The sequence below is a fragment of the Mesorhizobium sp. M0058 genome (genome assembly GCF_040323095.1).
Lineage (GTDB): Bacteria > Pseudomonadota > Alphaproteobacteria > Rhizobiales > Rhizobiaceae > Mesorhizobium.
Window position 1 is genome coordinate 212,544 of record NZ_JAMYUQ010000005.1, and the last position, 16,885, is coordinate 229,428.

Annotated in this window: 15 protein-coding genes and 1 riboswitch; of the genes, 6 read left to right on the forward strand and 9 right to left on the reverse strand. The window is 63.1% G+C overall.

Annotated features, from left to right (window positions below; all coding sequences use genetic code 11):
* From NKJ75_RS10455 to NKJ75_RS10470, 4 genes are all read left to right on the forward strand, one after another.
* On the forward strand, window positions 1–966 hold the full coding sequence (locus NKJ75_RS10455; protein WP_023735308.1) for a type II secretion system F family protein: 966 nt from the start codon (window positions 1–3) through the stop codon (window positions 964–966).
* Entirely contained in the window at window positions 897–1,949 is a 1,053-nt protein-coding gene (locus NKJ75_RS10460; protein WP_352499635.1) for a PA3715 family protein, read from the forward strand. The genes NKJ75_RS10455 and NKJ75_RS10460 overlap by 70 nt, the downstream gene beginning before the upstream one ends.
* A gap of 133 nt (window positions 1,950–2,082) precedes the next feature.
* Window positions 2,083–2,553: a hypothetical protein gene (locus NKJ75_RS10465; RefSeq protein ID WP_023667596.1), complete on the forward strand. Its 471-nt coding sequence runs from the start codon at window positions 2,083–2,085 to the stop codon at window positions 2,551–2,553.
* A gap of 161 nt (window positions 2,554–2,714) precedes the next feature.
* A complete protein-coding gene (locus NKJ75_RS10470; protein ID WP_023821412.1) occupies window positions 2,715–3,878 on the forward strand; it encodes a GGDEF domain-containing protein in 1,164 nt (387 codons plus the stop codon).
* 12 nt (window positions 3,879–3,890) lie between these two features.
* Here NKJ75_RS10470 and gcvP read toward each other — a convergent pair whose 3' ends face one another.
* The 3 genes from gcvP to gcvT are packed head-to-tail and all read right to left on the reverse strand — an operon-like array spanning window position 3,891 to window position 8,193.
* Window positions 3,891–6,701 carry an aminomethyl-transferring glycine dehydrogenase gene (gcvP, locus tag NKJ75_RS10475; protein WP_352499636.1) on the reverse strand — a complete coding sequence of 937 codons (2,811 nt, stop codon included), beginning with the start codon at window positions 6,699–6,701 and terminating at the stop codon, window positions 3,891–3,893.
* A gap of 17 nt (window positions 6,702–6,718) precedes the next feature.
* The gene (gene gcvH, locus NKJ75_RS10480) at window positions 6,719–7,087 is read right to left on the reverse strand and encodes a glycine cleavage system protein GcvH (RefSeq protein WP_023725711.1); all 369 of its coding nucleotides are present in this window, start codon (window positions 7,085–7,087) and stop codon (window positions 6,719–6,721) included.
* 5 nt (window positions 7,088–7,092) lie between these two features.
* Window positions 7,093–8,193 (reverse strand): glycine cleavage system aminomethyltransferase GcvT, encoded by a 1,101-nt coding sequence (gene gcvT / locus NKJ75_RS10485; protein ID WP_352499637.1) that lies wholly within the window; start codon window positions 8,191–8,193, stop codon window positions 7,093–7,095.
* A 149-nt stretch (window positions 8,194–8,342) separates the two neighbouring features.
* Window positions 8,343–8,429, reverse strand: a riboswitch (glycine riboswitch).
* A 190-nt stretch (window positions 8,430–8,619) separates the two neighbouring features.
* On the opposite strand from gcvT, the gene NKJ75_RS10490 reads away from it, so the two are divergent.
* Window positions 8,620–9,621, forward strand: coding sequence for a hypothetical protein (locus NKJ75_RS10490; protein WP_352499638.1), 1,002 nt, complete (start codon window positions 8,620–8,622; stop codon window positions 9,619–9,621).
* A gap of 153 nt (window positions 9,622–9,774) precedes the next feature.
* Here NKJ75_RS10490 and NKJ75_RS10495 read toward each other — a convergent pair whose 3' ends face one another.
* The 6 genes from NKJ75_RS10495 to NKJ75_RS10520 all read right to left on the reverse strand — a co-directional run bounded on the left by NKJ75_RS10495 (window position 9,775) and on the right by NKJ75_RS10520 (window position 14,596).
* Complete coding sequence (locus tag NKJ75_RS10495) at window positions 9,775–10,566, reverse strand: molybdopterin-binding protein (RefSeq protein WP_352499639.1); 792 nt, start codon at window positions 10,564–10,566, stop codon at window positions 9,775–9,777.
* Window position 10,567: 1 nt separating this feature from the next.
* On the reverse strand, window positions 10,568–11,428 hold the full coding sequence (locus tag NKJ75_RS10500) for a cytochrome b/b6 domain-containing protein (protein ID WP_198020824.1): 861 nt from the start codon (window positions 11,426–11,428) through the stop codon (window positions 10,568–10,570).
* A 152-nt stretch (window positions 11,429–11,580) separates the two neighbouring features.
* Window positions 11,581–12,273 (reverse strand): DUF1345 domain-containing protein, encoded by a 693-nt coding sequence (locus tag NKJ75_RS10505; protein ID WP_023704537.1) that lies wholly within the window; start codon window positions 12,271–12,273, stop codon window positions 11,581–11,583.
* A 21-nt stretch (window positions 12,274–12,294) separates the two neighbouring features.
* Complete coding sequence (locus NKJ75_RS10510) at window positions 12,295–12,768, reverse strand: YaiI/YqxD family protein (protein ID WP_023735313.1); 474 nt, start codon at window positions 12,766–12,768, stop codon at window positions 12,295–12,297.
* Window positions 12,769–12,831: 63 nt separating this feature from the next.
* Window positions 12,832–13,401, reverse strand: a complete 570-nt coding sequence (gene gfa / locus NKJ75_RS10515; protein ID WP_023735314.1) for an S-(hydroxymethyl)glutathione synthase — start codon at window positions 13,399–13,401, stop codon at window positions 12,832–12,834.
* 67 nt (window positions 13,402–13,468) lie between these two features.
* Window positions 13,469–14,596, reverse strand: coding sequence for an S-(hydroxymethyl)glutathione dehydrogenase/class III alcohol dehydrogenase (locus tag NKJ75_RS10520; protein ID WP_023704539.1), 1,128 nt, complete (start codon window positions 14,594–14,596; stop codon window positions 13,469–13,471).
* A 237-nt stretch (window positions 14,597–14,833) separates the two neighbouring features.
* Between NKJ75_RS10520 and NKJ75_RS10525 the strand changes: the two genes are divergently transcribed.
* Complete coding sequence (locus NKJ75_RS10525; protein WP_352499640.1) at window positions 14,834–16,846, forward strand: acetyl-CoA carboxylase biotin carboxylase subunit; 2,013 nt, start codon at window positions 14,834–14,836, stop codon at window positions 16,844–16,846.
* The last annotated feature ends 39 nt before the right edge of the window (window positions 16,847–16,885 follow it).

Sequence of the window (16,885 nt, forward strand, 5' to 3'; positions counted from 1 at the left end):
ATGGAGCAGCTGATCCAGTTTCTTGCCTCGCTGGCGCCGACGTCGCTGATGCCGGTAGCCGCGATGCTGCTGGCATTGGGCGGCAGCGCGGTGGCATGGCCGCTGGTAGTGGCCAAAGGCGACCGCAACGATCTCAAGCGCCGGCTCAAGATCGACGACAGCAAGACTCCCCAACAGGCCGAGGTGGCGCCGAAGAAGAACCAGAGCGTCGTGCGCGAGAAGGCGGTGAAGCGGGCGCAGGAATTCTACGCCAAGAGCGATCCGGAAAATGTCGCCCGGCTGCGTATGAAGCTGATCCAGGCGGGCTATATGGAGCCGCGCGCGGTCGGCACATTCTTCCTGATCCGCTTCGCCTGCCTGGTGGGCGCAGCGATCGGCGCGTTCCTGGTCAACCATTGGATGGGCAGCGCCGATTCCACCGCGACCAGCCGCTGGACCTTCATCATCCTGTCGGGAGCCGCCGGCTATTTCGTGCCCGGCCTGGTGCTCAGCCAAAAGGTGCGGGAAAAGATGCGCGAATACCGCAACGGCTTTCCCGACTTCATGGATTTGATGATCGTCTGCTCCGATGCCGGCATGAGCATGGAGGCCGGCATCGAGCGCGTCTCGAAGGAACTGGCCAAGACCTATCCGTCGCTGAGCCAGAATCTGCAGCTGGTGTCGCTGGAACTCAGGGCCGGCCGCAGCCTCGACGATGCATTGAAGGCGCTCGCCGACCGCCTCAGCCTGGACGAGGTGCGCTCCTTCGCCACGCTCTTGCAGCAGTCGAAGGAACTCGGCACCAGCCTCGCCGGGGCGCTGCGCGTGTTCTCTGACGAAATGCGCCACAAGCGCATGTCGTTGGCCGAGGAGAAGGCACATGCCTTGCCGGCCAAGATGTCGGTGCCGGTGGTGGTGTGCATCCTGCCGGTGGTGCTGATGATCGCCGTCATCCCGATCATCGTCAAAATGACGGCGGTTCAGTAGATACCAAGGCAGTAGATACCAAGTGGCCGCCCGGCGGCTTTCTGCGGTTACTCACTTCAACTACGCTTCGCCTGGATGTCATATCCGGCCGGTTTGGCCGCTCTCCTTCGGCAAAATCCGCAAAAAGCAAAATGAGTGAGCCGTCCATGCGAATAGTCTTGTGCACCGCCTTCCTCGGCCTCGCCGCGGCCAGTCTGTCGCCGGCGGCGGCCGCGGCCGACGATTGCGGCGACGCTGCCGCTCTGGTGCAGCAGGCATATCCCAAGGCCCAAAAGAGTGCCGATGGCGCCTCCTTCACGCTCGAACCTCATACCAGCATCGCCCAGACGCTTTGGGATGGCGATGCGCCATTCGGCGTGGTCTGCAAGATCTGGCCCGCCCATGACGACCTGTTGTTGGTCGCCGTGCCGCTGATCGACAGCTCCCAATCCAGCGACGACGGGCATGTCGGCGATGTCGAGCTTCTGGTCGTCGACAGGAAGTCCCGGCAGGTGCGCCAGCGCCTGCTCCAGCCCGGGCTGATGACCGATGATGCCGTCGGCATCCGCGAGATCGACTTCGATACCGGGCGCTACAGATTGGCGCCCGATGTCGGCGCCTTCGGCCTGCGCATCGACATGGCAAACCATTCGCAGCCGAATCCTTTCAGTGAAACCGACCTGCGGCTCTATGCCCTTGACGGCGGTGCTCTGCGCCTGGTGCTCGACGGCATCATCGTGGCCGGCTTTGGCGGCGAAGGCGACACCAATTGCGCAGGATCCTTTCAATCCAACCGGGTCAGCCTGGCGATGAGCCCGGCGAGACATCACGGCTATCACGACATCACAGTGTTCGAGCGGTTGGACACCGACAATCCGTCTGTCGACAAGAATGGCGAGTGCCAGTCCCATCCCGGCAGGTCCATGAAACGAACCTACCGGCTGCGCTACGACGGCAGGCGCTATCAGTTTCCGGCGGGGCTCAAGGCGCTGGAGCCGGAATAGGCTTCGGTTGGTTAATGGCTTCTGTGCCCGAAACCAAATTTTAGGCGCGTTTCCGCACTGAAGTTTAATCGCCCTGTTGTAGCCTGCTTCCTCAGAGAACGACCCGGTAAATCGGGCGATTGGGGCCAGGGGCATGCGTCACAGAAGTTTCACGGCAATGGCCGCGCTAGCGGCCGTCTTGATGGTCGGCGGCTGCACGACCGACAACGTCGACAAAACCAAGACCACATCGATCCAACCGGTGGCAAAAGACGTCAGCACCTCCGACCTTGCGCAAGGCAAGGCGCAGTTCCGCGAGGCCAATTACGGCCTTGCCGAACAGCATTTCCGCAAGGCCGTGGAACTGAAGGCCGACAGTGCCGAGGGATGGATGGGGCTTGCCGCCTCCTATGACGAACTCGGCCGCTTCGACTTCGCCGACCGCGCCTACGACCAGCTTTTGAAGGTTGCCGGGCGCAAGCCGCAGATTGTCAACAATATGGGCTATTCGCAGCTGCTGCGCGGCAACAAGAAGAAGGCGAGAGCGCTGCTCATGGAAGCAAGGGCCGGCATGGCCGACCCGAGCGTGATCAACGCCAATCTGGCGCTGCTCAACAAGGGCTGAGACTAGGGACACTCGCGTGCCGAGCTTCCCGGGACGGCAGTCGACGCTTTGTAAACCCTGTCGGCAGGTTGCTTTGAAAACCGGCCGAAAACGGTATCTCCGGCCGGTTGCATGCCTATGATGCGCCACAAATCGAAGATCCCAAAGGTTGCCGCTCATCCATGCTGGATTTCAGTTCGCTATTGCTGGCGGCTGCGCTGTCGGGCACATGCCTGAGCGTCACCATGTTTGTGATCTGGTTCACGGCGCCGCGTGCACGCTTCGTGCTGACGGTTGCGTGCGGTATTCTCGTCCTTGTGGCCCACGTCATCGTCTTCTGGCGCTACACGAGGGAGCCCAGTCCGTTGCTTTGTCAGGCAGCGTTGGCGCTGCTCAGCCTCGGTTTCCTGGCGCTTTCACTTTCGGCCATGCAATATCTTGGTGTGCGCAATTACAGCCGCGCTGTCCTGCCGGCCATGCTCGCGATCGCTGTCTGCGCCGGCGTGACCTATCTCGGTTTCGATGGTGTCGGCTTCATCCTCACCTATACGACGGTAACAGTGCTGCTCGCCTCGATCGGGGTGATGTTCTGGATCAAGGGCGGTCAGGATCGCGGCATTCTGCTGGTCGTTTCGGCGCTAAGCGGCGTCTGCGGCGTATCCTTCGGGCTCTGCGGCGCCGTGCTTCTGGTCAAGGGCCATTGGGTGCTCGGCGTCGCACCCGACAATTGGGCCGAGCGGTTGAATTCGGTCGTGGCGGTCGCCTGCATGACGGCTCTCGGCGCGCTGACGCTGTCGCTGCATCATCTGCAGGCACAGATCGAACTGAAGGCCGAGACCCTGACCGACCCGTTGACCGGTCTGATGAACCGGCGGGCTTTGAACTCGCTCTATCGCGAGCGCGTCTTCGGCCCGTTCATGTCGGTCGCCATGTTCGACCTCGACCACTTCAAGCGAACCAACGATGTCTATGGCCATCCCGTCGGCGATCGGGTGCTCTGCCGTTTCGCCGCAGTCATCAAGAAGTATGACAGGGTTGGCGTCGACGCCTTCCGGCTGGGCGGCGAGGAGTTCGCGTTGGTCATGTCTCGGATGACCGAAGACAAGGCCTACGATTTCGCCAGCAGGATCGGCGTCGCCTTCGGCACGGAAGTGGTGCCGACGCCGCGCGGGCCGTTGCGCAGCAGCGTCAGCGGCGGCATTGGCTTTGGCAAGGAAGACGGCAGCAGCCTGGATGAAGTGCTGGCCGAGGCCGACCGGGCGCTCTACGCGGCCAAGAACGCCGGGCGAAATCGCGTGCTTGTCCTCAACGGCAAAGCCGACGGACCGGCCCTGCGCTCAGCCTGACAGGCCAGAGTGTTATTCGGCGGCGCCGAGATATTCCGACAGCGGCGGGCAGGAGCAGACGAGGTTGCGGTCGCCGGCGACATTGTCGATGCGCGAGACCGGCGGCCAGTATTTGGCCGCTGTATCGACATCGCCGGCGGGGTAGGCCGCTTCCAGCCGCGAATAGGGGTGGGTCCACTGGCCGGCAAGGGTTTCGGCCGCCGTGTGCGGGGCATTGACCAGCGGGTTGTCCTCGAGCGGCCATTCACCCTTCGCCACTTTCGCTGCCTCGCCGGCAATGGCGATCATCGCCTCGCAGAACCGGTCGAGTTCGCGCTTGGGCTCGGATTCGGTCGGCTCGACCATCAGCGTGCCGGCGACAGGGAACGACATGGTCGGCGCGTGAAAACCGTAATCGATCAGCCGCTTGGCGATATCGTCGACGCTGATGCCAGCGCTCTCCTTGAGCACGCGCGTGTCGAGGATGCATTCATGCGCGATGCGATCGTGCCTGCCCTTGTAGAGAAGCGGGAAGTGCGGCGCGAGCCGCGTCGCCACATAATTGGCCGAGATGATCGCCGTCTCCGTCGCCTGCTTCAGGCCGGCGGCGCCCATCATGCGGATGTACATCCAGGTGATCGGCAGGATGGAAGCGCTGCCGAACGGGGCAGCGGACACGGCATGCGCCGAACCTTCGGTGACATGACCCGGCAGATAGGGTTTCAGATGCGCCCTGACGCCGATCGGACCGACGCCCGGACCGCCGCCGCCATGCGGGATGCAGAAGGTCTTGTGCAGGTTCATGTGGCAGACATCGGCGCCGATATCGGCGGGCCGCGCCAAAGCAACCAGGGCGTTAAGGTTGGCGCCGTCGAAATAGACCTGGCCGCCATGCTCGTGAATGAGAGCGCACAGGTGGCGCGCGCCTTCTTCGTAGACGCCGTGCGTCGAGGGATAGGTGAACATCAGGGCTGCGAGATTCTTCGAATGCTCGTTGGCCTTGGCCCGCATATCGTCCATGTCGATATTGCCGTCCTCCAGGCAACGCACGACGACGACGCTCATGCCGGCCATCGCCGCACTCGCGGGATTGGTGCCATGCGCGGACTGGGGGATCAGGCAGATGGTGCGATGGCCTTCGCCACGCGAACGGTGATAGGCGCGGATGGCGAGCAGGCCGGCATATTCGCCTTGGCTGCCGGCATTGGGCTGCAGGCTGACGGCGTCGAAGCCGGTGATCTCCGCCAGCCAGCCTTCCAGCTCGCCGACCATGGCGCGATAGCCGGCCGAATGGCTGGCCGGCGCGAAGGGATGGAGGTTGGCGACAACAGGCCAGCTGACCGGCATCATTTCGGCCGCCGCGTTGAGCTTCATGGTGCAGGAGCCCAACGGGATCATGGTGCGGTCGAGCGCCAAATCCTTGTCGGCTAGCCTGCGCAGCAGGCGCATCATGTCGGTCTCGGAGTGGTTTTCGCGGAAAACCGGCTGGGTCAGAAACTCCTTGCCGCGCGGCTTGCCGGGCATCGCGCCGGCCTCAGTAGCGCCGGACTTGGCGCCGAACAGGGCGGCGATAGCCTCGACATCCGCCTCGGTCGAGGTTTCGTCGAAGGCGATGCTGATGCGGTCGGCATCGATGACGCGCAGCAGCCGGCCACCTTTTTCAGCGGCAGCGGCGATCGAAGCTGCCTTGCCCTTCACTTTGGCCGTCACCGTGTCGAAACGGCTTGAGCCGAGCACGGAAACACCAGCGGTTTTCAGGCCTGCTGCGAGGCGGTTGGCGAGCTCATGGATGCGCGCTGCGATCGCCTGCAAACCAGTGGGGCCGTGCCAGATCGCATAGGCGGTCGCCATGTTGGCAAGCAGCGCCTGCGCGGTGCAGATGTTGGAGGTCGCCTTGTCGCGGCGGATATGCTGTTCGCGCGTCTGCAGGGCGAGGCGATAGCCGGGACGGCCTTTGCTGTCTATCGACTGCCCGACGAGGCGGCCGGGCATCAGCCGGGTCAGCTTGTCGGAGACGGCGCAATAGGCGGCGTGCGGGCCGCCAAAGCCCATCGGCACGCCAAAGCGCTGCATCGCGCCGACGGCGATGTCGGCGCCAAGCCTGGCCGGCGCGTCGGTCAGCGTGAGACCAAGCGGATCGGCGATGAAGACGACCACGGCGCCGGTGGCGCGAGCCTTCTCGATCGCCGCCTTGTGGTCGCCATAGACGCCAAACGTGTCCGGCCAGGAGACCAGCAGGGCGGCGGTGTTGTCGTCGATGGTCTCGCCATCGATCTCGATGCCGAGCGGCTCGGCGCGGGTGCGCACGACGTCCAGCGTCTGCGGATGCGGCGTGCCGGCCAGCGCTACCTTGGTGCGCTTGTCGCGATGATGGCGCAGCGCGATGCCGACCGCTTCGGCCACCGCCGTCGCTTCGTCGAGCAGGGAAGCCGAAGCCACCGGCAGGCCGGTCAATTCGGTGACCAGGGTCTGGAAGTTGAACAGCATTTCCAGGCGGCCCTGGCTGATCTCGGCCTGGTAGGGCGTATAGGCGGTGTACCAGGCCGAGTTCTCGAACAGGTTGCGCTGGATGACCGGCGGCACGTGGACGCCGTGATAGCCGGCGCCGATGAAGCTCTTCAGCACCGTGTTTTTTGCCATGATCGCCGACAATTCGGCCAGCGCTTCGGCTTCGCTCGCCGGCGCGGGAAGGGTCAGCGGCAGATCGAGGCGGATCGACTGCGGCACAGCCTGGCTGATCAGCGTCTCGACAGAGGGAACGCCGATCACGGCAAGCATGGCTCTGACATCGTTTACATCAGGACCGATGTGGCGGGCCGAGAAGGGGGTAAGTGCTGCGCTCATGGCAATAGGTCCTGATATCAACCGATATGGGCTTTGTAGGCGGCCTCATCCATGAGGCCTGCGAGTTGGCCTTCGTCGGCGAGCATCATCTTCCACAGCCAGCCGTCGCCGGTCGCAGCGGAGTTGACCAGCGACGGGTCCGAGGACAGCGCGCCGTTGGCGTCGGTGATCTCGCCATCAACCGGCGCATAAACATCGGATGCCGCCTTGACGGATTCGACGACCACGGCGGTGTCGCCCTTACTGAGTTTGGTGCCGATTTGAGGCAGTTCGACGAAGACGAGATCGCCAAGCTGTTCCTGCGCATAGTCGGTTATCCCGACGGTGGCGATGCCTCCCTCGACGCTCAGCCATTCGTGATCTTGTGTGAAATAGGTTTTTGCCATCGGAATTATCCTTTGCGGTAGCGATGAGGAGTGAAGGGCAAGGAACTGATATCGACCGGGATTTTCGTCCCGCGAACGTCGGCGAACAGTTTCGTGCCCGGCTTGGCCAAGGCCGTTGACACATAGCCCATGGCGACGGGATGGCCGGCCGACGGGCCGAAGCCGCCTGATGTCACGTAGCCGGCCGGATCGCCGTCGGCATCGAACAAAGCAGCGCCGGCGCGCACCGGCTGGCGGCCGTCCGGCTTCAGGCCGACGCGCTTTTGCGACGGCCCGCGCTCCAGGATGGACCGCAGCGCATCGGCGCCGATGAAGGACCCGCCGGCGCGGAGATCTTTGGGGATCGCCCACATCAGGCCGGCACTCGCCGGATCGATCTCCGGCGTGATGTCCTGGCCGTGCAGGCACAGGCCGGCCTCCAACCGCAGCGAGTCGCGGGCAGCAAGGCCGATCCACAACACACGCTCGTCCTCGATCAGTTTCGTGGCCAGAGCGCGCGCATCCGCCTCCGGCAGGCCGATCTCGAAGCCGTCCTCGCCGGTGTAGCCGGAGCGGCTCATGAACCAGTTTTGCTTCGGCTCGATGCCATGCATGAACAAGAGCGAGCCGGTCTCGATGCCGGCGCGGGACAAGGCAGCCCAGGCTTCGGGCCCCTGGATCGCCAGGAAGACGCGATCGAGCGCATCGACCTTCACGTCGAAATCGGTCGCCAGCGCACGCAAATGCTTCTCGTCCTCGACCGCATTCCCGGCGTTGGCGACCACCATGAAGCGCTCGGCGCCGAGCCGGGTGACGATCAGATCGTCGATGATCCCGGCGGCCTCGTTGAGGAAGAAACTATATTTGGACTGTGAAATCTCAAGCGCGCCGGCATCGAGCGGACTGGCGCGGTTGAGCAGTGCCGCAGCGCCCGGTCCGCTGACAGCGAACAGCTTCATATGCGAAATGTCGAACAGGCCGGCATGTTCGCGGGTGTGAAGGTGCTCTTTCATCACGCCGGCCGGATAGATCAGCGGCATAGACCAGCCCGCAAAGGCGCCAAAGCGTGCGCCGGCGGCGGTGTGCAGATCTTCGAGAGGAAGGTGTTTGGTGTCGTCGCCCGTCATGTCATCTCCAGAGTCGCACGCAATCGGCCGCTGCTGGCGACCAGTCCGTGCCCCTCTGTCTGAAGCCTGAGAGACTCGCGCAACCGGAACTCTGTCGGCGACGCTTACACCTTCGGCGCGGGGGCAAGCCCCGACTTTCCAGAGTGTCTTTCCCGTCTACGGTTCTTTTGCCTGAGAGATTTCGGGCGATTTCCCCTTCGGCGGCAGCTCGCGCTGCTCTCTCCCGCAAACAGGTAGGACTCAGACCCTGAGCCCTCGACGCGCCATCCATAGCTTGTCGGCGACACCTTGTCACCTGCCAGCGACATCTTCCTGACAAGTCTTCGCTAACCACGCCGTTTGCCGGTTTTTCAAGACAATGCCGATATTCAGGGCTGATAATTTGGCCGGCAATTGCGTTGGGCACGGCGGATGGGGATTGACAGAATGGGCGAACGGATCGGCAGCGCGCCGGTGGCGGGGCTGGCCTCGAAGGACCGCATCACGGCGGAAGATGTCGTCATGCTGCGTCGCGAAGTGTTCGCCGACGGCGTGGTGACGCGCGGCGAGGCTGAAGCACTGTTCGCGCTCGATGCGACAGCGACGGACAAATGCCCGCAATGGCCTGAGTTCTTCGTCGAGGCCGTTACCGACTACATCGTCCACCAGGAAAAGCCGGCAGGCTATATCTCTGAAGACAATGCCGGTTGGCTGATACAGACCATCTCGCGCGACGGAATGGTCGACAGTGTGACCGAACTGGAGCTGCTGGTGCATGTGCTGGAAAGGGCGAAATCATCGCCCGGCCGGCTCTCCGCCTATGCGCTCGAGCAGGTCGCCAACGCGGTGGTCGACGGCAAGGGACCACTGATGCTCGGCGGCGCGCTGGTTCCCGGGCTGGTCGCCAAGGCCGAGGTCGATCTGTTGCGCCGCATTCTCCATGCCTATGGCGGCGACGGTAACATCGCCATCACACGGGTTGAGGCCGAGGTGCTGTTCCAGATCAACGAGCAGACCGCAGCGGCCCACAACGACCCGTCCTGGAACGACCTGTTCGTCAAGGCGCTCGCCAATTTCGTCATGTGTTCGGCCGGCTACGAAGCGCCGACGCGCGATGTGGCGCTGCGCCGTGACAGTTTCTTGGACCAGGCGGAGCCCGAGATCGGCGGCTTCTTCAGCCGCATGGTCTCGGGCGGACTGGCCGGCATCATGGAAGCCTATCGTTCGCCCGGCGACATCGAGGCCGAATGGGAATCGAAGAACCGTGCCGCCGAGGCACTCGCGCGCCGCGCCGAGTCGATCGACGCCAGCGAGGCGAAATGGCTGGCCGATCGCATCGGCACCGACCGCCCGCTGCATGAGAACGAACGCGCCCTGCTGGCGCTGATCATACACGCGTCGCCGGAGATACATCCGGCGCTCAAGCCGATGCTCGACAAGGTTGCTTAAGCCGCGCCGTTTTCTGCGACCGTTTTGCAGAGGACGATATTGGAGTGTCTTCAGGCCAATCGCCAAGTTCGGCCACGCGCTCGAAACCGGCTTCCTTCAGGCAAGCTCGGTTCGGTCGGAGTCAGATCGTGCTCGGTCAGAATGCGAGGCCTATCAAATCCCGCCATACCAGTCATAGCCATTGTCTTCCCAATAGCCGCCGCGGCCGCCGCCGATATTGGCAAAACTGTCGACGAGCTCGATCTTGTAGAGATACTTTGGCATCTTGTAGCCGAGCTGTCGTTCGACGCGCACGCGCAGCGGCGCGCCGTTTTCGACCGGCAGCGGCTTGCCGTTGAGGCCGTAGGCGAGGATCGTCTGCGGGTGGCGGGCATCGATCAGGTCGATGGTGCCATAATATTTAATTTCCCCGGAGAGGCTACGATCGATCGTGTCGAGGCAGTGGAACATGACATAGCGGGCCTGCGGCTTGACCACAGCCTGGTCGAGCACCAGCGACAGCGGGGTGCCGGTCCATTTGGCGATGCAGCTCCAGCCTTCGACACAGTCGTGGCGCGTGATCTGCGTGCGGCTCGGCATGTTCTCCAACTGCTCGCGGCTGAGCGACAGCGGCTTTTCGACCAGGCCCGTTACCTCCAGCCGCCAGTCGGCGAAATTGTTGGCGAGCAGGCCCTTGTAGGTGTCATCCTCGGGCGCGGTGACGCCGTTCGGCCGCTGCGGCTGGCGGATGTCGGCCTCGGTGAATTCCGGCGCCAGAGCATCGCGGCCGGCAAGCCAGCGTTGCGCGCGGTAGGTCAGGCCATTGGCGTTTTCGAGGAAACTGCGCAGGCGATCGCCCATGCCGAGCTGGCTGTCGAAGGCATCGCAGCCCGACAACATGATGCCGGAAACGCCGAGGCCGGCACCCGTCAGGAACTTTCGGCGGCTGATCTGGAATTTGGCCATCTCACGCACTCCTCTCGGTGTCGCCATGCCTTGGCGGATCGGTGCGGTACCAGCCGGTGATGATCGAGCGCAGTTCGTTGATCGGGCCGGCGGCGAGGATCATCAGCATATGGACGATGAAAAAGCCGACCAGCAGCACCATCACCGTGAAATGGATGGTGCGCGCCGTCTGCCTTCCGCCGAGCAGTTCGTTGAGCCAGGGCAGCACCGAGTTCATGCTCGGCGACATGGCAAGGCCGGTGATGATAATGAGTGGCAACAGCACGAACAGTACGCCGCCATAGGCCATTTTCTGCAGCGTGTTGTATTCGCGTGTGTGGTGGAACCTGAGCTTGGCGTGCTCGATGATGTCCTGCGGCAGCCGCTTGAGATCGTCAAGGCGCGGCGCCAGGTCGCGGCGCAGATGGCCGTTGACCAGGCTGGCGACCAGCCAGACGACCAAGGTGGTTGTCAGTATCCAGGCGAAGAAGAAATGCACGACGCGGGCGGTGCCGAGATCGTAATAGGACGGGATTGTCGCCCAGGACGGGAAGGCACGCGACGTTTGCTGCCCGGCCGGGCCAGACCAGCCGAGCACGCCTGTGGTGTCGAAGCGATGGCCGAAGATTTCGGTATAGCCGCGCGGGCCGGTGGCGGTGTTTTCGGCGCCGATGGCAAAGACGGTGTTGTTGTACTCGAAGCCGGATTGCTTGCCGATGTAGAGCTGCGGCCGGGCATTGAAGATCTGCAGGCCGGACAAAAGCATGAAGAACAGCGAGATCGCCCACAGCCAGTGCGTCAGGCGGGTCCAGCGCGATTGCCGGTAGATCAGCGTCGTATCCTTCGGTCCGGCGGCATTGGCGCCTGCGCCGGGCTGACTCATGGCAATGGCTTCCATCTTTTCCTCGCCTTCCGGCTGCGCGATCCTGGGACGGCCGCGCTCGTCCTTGTCCTCCCAATACGTCGCTATCGAAAGCGATGTTTCATGCGATCACGTTTTTATTACGGGCACGGGTTTATCGCGGGCACGGATACTCAATTGCCGAGGCTGACCGCGAGATTGACGACGGCGGCGACGATGACGGTGTTGAAGAAGAACGACAGGATCGAATGGACAAGCACCACGCGGCGCATATGCGAGGTCGTGATCGCCGTGTCGGCGGTCTGCGCGGTCATGCCGATCACCGTCGCGAAATAGAGAAAGTCCCAACCATCCGGCCGTTTGCTGCCGGGAAAATCGAGGCCGCCGACCGGTATCTTCTTCTTGGTTTCGGCATCGATCGCGTCGCCGTCCATCCAGTAGACATGCGCATAGTGGAGGGCGGCCATGGCATGGATGGTGAACCAGCCAAGCGGGATCGACAGCATGGCGAAGCCGAGTTCGATGGGGTCGCGATCCTTGTGATTGATCAAAAGGAACAGCAGGACGATGGCCATGGCGACGATGCCGAGCGTGATGGCAAAGATGCCCAGCACTGGGAGGTCCAGTTCGCGCGCGTTCTTGCTGAGATAGCGGCCGGACAGCAGCGGCATCTTGGCGATGACGAGCGCGATGAAGACGACGAAGAACGCATCGGCGGCAATCGAAATCGAATAAGCAAGCCGCGTGGAGACGGGGAGCGATCCAATCAAAGGCAATACCGCGGCAAATACGACCAGACCGACGGCTAGCGACACAAAGAACTGCTTGTGCCGCTGCAAGGGGTTATTCGGCGATGTGTCGGCCATAGCCCGACCTCGGATGATGCTTCACGTCTGGTCGGGTGTGACGGATTTCAGAGCCCGCCGCAAGATACGGTCGAGCTCACCCAGGAAACGCGAGCGATGCTGTGGCGCAAAGCTGGCATTGTAGCCCTTGCTCTCGCCGGTTTCGCGCAGATGCTGCTTCAAATCGCGCATTGCAACCGCCATGCCGATGGTCTCCGGCGTGAACGGCCGGCCGGTTGGCCCAAGCACATGCGCGCCGAGCGCCACGGTGCGAGCGGCAAGCGGGATGTCGGCGGTGATCACGATGTCGTTGGGTTTTGCGTTCTCGACGATCCAATCGTCAGCGGCATCGGCGCTTTTAGAGACGACGACGTTGCGGATCATAGGATCGCGCGACGGACGCAGCCCGCCATTGGAGACGTAGGTGACGACCACGCCATGGCGCTCGGCGACCTTCTCGACCTCGGCTTTCACCGGGCAGGCGTCGGCGTCTACGTAGATAGCGGGTGCGGGCATTGTCTCTCCAAACGAACATGGGGCCGGCATGTTACCCGGCCCCATGGCAGAAATCTCGTACTGTCAGGCCGGTAGTGCGCCCGACTTCTTCGCCGTCCAGGTGGCGATATAGTCCATCAAGCCGGGGTTGAGGCAGTCATAGGGTTCAAGCCCGATCGACTTCAACTGGCCGCGAATGCCGTCCATGCGCTTGGGGGCAACACCGGATTCGATGATCGACGACACGAAGGCGGTGAAGCCTGGCGGCGACCAGCCGTCTTCCTCGAAGCGTTCGGGATGGATGAAGGACAGGCCCTTGAACGGATGGTCGCGCTCGACCGGCCCGTGCATGTGGACGCCGCAGCCGGTGCAGGCGTGACGCTGGATGAGTGCCGAGGGATCGACCACTTTCAGCTTGTCGCCATTCTCGGTGACAGTGACGTCGCCCGTGCCGGCGACCGCCACGACCGAGAACACCGCGCCGTCAGGCTTCCAGCATTTGGTGCAGCCGCAGGCATGGTTGTGCGCGATCTGGCCCTTGACCTTCACCTTCACCGGCTTGCTGGTGCAGGCGCAGACAAGCGTGCCGCCGGCAAAGCTTGCGCTCTCCTTTGGCAAGCCATTGTCGATTTTGGGATGCAGTTTTTCAGGCATTTTATTCCTCCCTTGTTGAACCCGTGCAACTTCAGTCGCTGGCCCTTCGGTCGGCGGCTTCTTCTCCTCAATAAACGACGACGCTCCTGATCGACTTGCCCTCATGCATGAGGTCGAAGCCCTTGTTGATGTCCTCAAGCTTCAGCAAATGGGTGATCATCGGGTCGATCTGTATCTTGCCGTCCATGTACCAGTCGACGATTTTTGGCACGTCGGTGCGGCCGCGTGCGCCGCCGAAGGCGGTGCCCATCCAGGTGCGGCCGGTGACCAGCTGGAACGGCCGGGTCGAAATCTCCTGGCCGGCGCCGGCCACGCCGATGACGACCGACTTGCCCCAGCCGCGATGCGAGGCTTCCAGCGCCTGGCGCATCACCTTGGTGTTGCCGGTGCAGTCGAATGTGTAGTCGGCGCCGCCGATCTGGTCGGCGCCGCGCTTGGTCAAGTTGACGAGGTGAGGAACGATGTCGCCGTCGATCTCCTTCGGATTGACGAAATGCGTCATGCCGAAGCGCTCGCCCCATGCCTTCTTGTCGTTGTTGAGGTCGACACCGATGATCATGTCAGCGCCGGCGAGCTTCAGGCCCTGGATGACGTTGAGGCCGATGCCACCGAGACCAAAGACGACAGCAGTCGCGCCTTGCTCGACCTTCGCGGTGTTGATGACCGCGCCGATGCCGGTGGTGACGCCGCAACCAATGTAGCAGATTTTGTCGAAGGGCGCGTCCGGGTTGACCTTGGCGACGGCGATCTCGGGCAAAACGGTGAAATTGGAGAAGGTCGAGCAGCCCATATAGTGGAAGATCTTGTCCTTGCCGATCGAGAAGCGCGAGGAGCCATCGGGCATCAAGCCTTGGCCCTGCGTGGCGCGGATGGCGGTGCACAAATTGGTCTTGCGCGACAGGCAGGATGGGCACTGCCGGCATTCCGGCGTGTAGAGCGGGATGACGTGGTCGCCCTTCTTGACCGAGGTGACGCCCTTGCCGACATCGACGACAACGCCAGCGCCTTCATGGCCGAGGATTGCCGGAAACAGGCCTTCGGGATCGGCGCCCGACAGGGTGAACTCGTCGGTGTGGCAGATGCCGGTCGCCTTGATCTCGACCAGCACCTCGCCTTCGCGCGGTCCGTCGAGGTCGACCTCCATGATTACCAACGGCTTTCCGGCGGCGACAGCGACAGCGGCGCGGGTTTTCATCAGGCAATTCCTCCCAAGGCGATTGGTCTTCAGGCTTTCAGGGTTTTTATACTGTTTCAACCCGATTTGGCGACCAAATATGGCGCAAATCTTGGCCCAGTCGTCGGCGAGCCCGATCTTCGCCTCTCGGCACGGGCCTGGCGGGCCGGGAGTGTCTTGATGGGTGCGCTGCCGGCGGTGCTTGAGCCCGGCTGCCGAAGCCCATAAGAAGGACGAAAGACCGAGGAAACGCCTTCGATGTTCACGAAAATCCTGATCGCCAATCGCGGCGAGATTGCTTGCCGCGTCATCAAGACGGCGCGCAGGATGGGGATTGCCACCGTAGCGGTCTATTCCGACGCCGATCGCGACGCCGTGCACGTCGAAATGGCCGACGAAGCCGTGCATATCGGGCCATCGCCTGCCGCGCAAAGCTATCTCCTGCCTGAAAAGATCATCGCTGCCTGCAAGGAGACGGGCGCGCAGGCCGTGCATCCCGGCTACGGTTTTCTGTCGGAGCGGGCCGCCTTCTGCGAAGCGCTTGAGGCTGAGGGCATTGTCTTCATCGGTCCGAAACCCAAGGCTATCAAGGCGATGGGCGACAAGATCGAATCGAAGAAGTTCGCCAAGGCCGCTGAGGTGTCGACGGTTCCCGGCTGGCTTGGTGTCATCGAAAATGCCGACCATGCCGAAAAGATCGCCGGCGAGATCGGTTATCCCGTGATGATCAAGGCCTCGGCCGGCGGCGGCGGTAAAGGCATGCGCATTGCCTGGAGCCAGTCGGAAGTGCGCGACGGCTTCGACCGGGCGCGCTCGGAGGCGAAAAGCTCGTTCGGCGACGACCGCGTCTTCATCGAAAAGTTCGTCGTCGATCCGCGTCATATCGAAATCCAGGTGCTGGCCGACGCGCATGGCACCGCCCTCTATCTCGGCGAGCGCGAATGCTCGATCCAGCGTCGGAACCAGAAGGTGGCGGAAGAGGCGCCGTCGCCATTCCTCGATGCCAGGACGCGCAAGGCGATGGGCGAGCAGGCCGTGGCGCTAGCCAAGGCGGTCGACTACCAGAGCGCCGGCACCGTCGAGTTCATCGTAGATGCTGAAAAGAACTTCTATTTCCTTGAAATGAATACACGATTGCAGGTCGAGCATCCGGTGACGGAGCTTGTTACCGGCATCGACCTGGTCGAGCAGATGATCCGCGTCGCCGCCGGCGAAAAGCTCGGCATCAAGCAGAGCGACGTCACGCTGAACGGCTGGGCGGTGGAAAGCCGGCTCTATGCCGAGGATCCCTATCGCAATTTCCTGCCCTCGATCGGCCGGTTGACGCGCTACCGGCCGCCGGAGGAGGGCACGTTCGGCGATGTCGTCATCCGCAACGACACCGGCGTCACCGAAGGCTCCGAGATTCCGATGTTCTATGATCCGATGGTGGCAAAACTCTGCACCTGGGCGCCCACGCGTATCGAGGCCATCGATGCCATGTCGGAAGCGCTGGACAGTTTCGTCGTCGACGGCATCGAGCACAACATCCCGTTCCTGGCGGCGCTGATGCAGCATCCGCGCTGGCGCGAGGGGCGGATATCGACGGGCTTCATCGCCGAGGAATATCCTGACGGCTTCGCGCCGATCGTGCCCAATGGCGATGAAAAGGCAGTGCTGGCGGCGATCGCCACCGCGGTCGAGCTTCTGCGCCGCGATCGGCTTGACCGGCTGGGCGGGCGGCTGGCGCCGCATTCGGGCGCACTCAAGCGCGATTGGGTGGTGAAGCTCGGCGACGACTATCTCCAGGCTTCGATCATCGAGGGCATGATCTCCATTCCGATGGAAATCGATCTGTCGGTCGATGGCGGCAAAGCGCTGACCGTGGCGTCCGACTGGCGGCCGGGCGACCTCATCTGGCGCGGCACTGTCGGTGCCCGCAAGGTCACGGCGCAGATCAGGCCGCTGCCGAACGGCCTGCGCATCGCCTGGAAGGGCATGTCGGTGACGGCGCGCGCCATGCTGCCGCGAACGGCTGAACTGGAAAGGCTGATGCCGGAAAAGGTGGCGCCGGACACGTCCAAGATGCTGCTTTGCCCGATGCCGGGCCTAGTGGTGTCGATCGCGGTTGCCGAGGGGCAGGAGGTCAAGGCCGGCGAGACGCTGGCCGTGGTCGAGGCGATGAAGATGGAAAACGTGTTGCGCGCCGACCGCGATCTTGTCGTGTCGAAGCTCAACGCCAAGCCGGGTGACAGCCTGGCTGTGGATGCGGTGATCATGGAGTTCGCCTAGAGATTGTTTGGAAATTCTACTCCGGCGGCCATCTGAAGG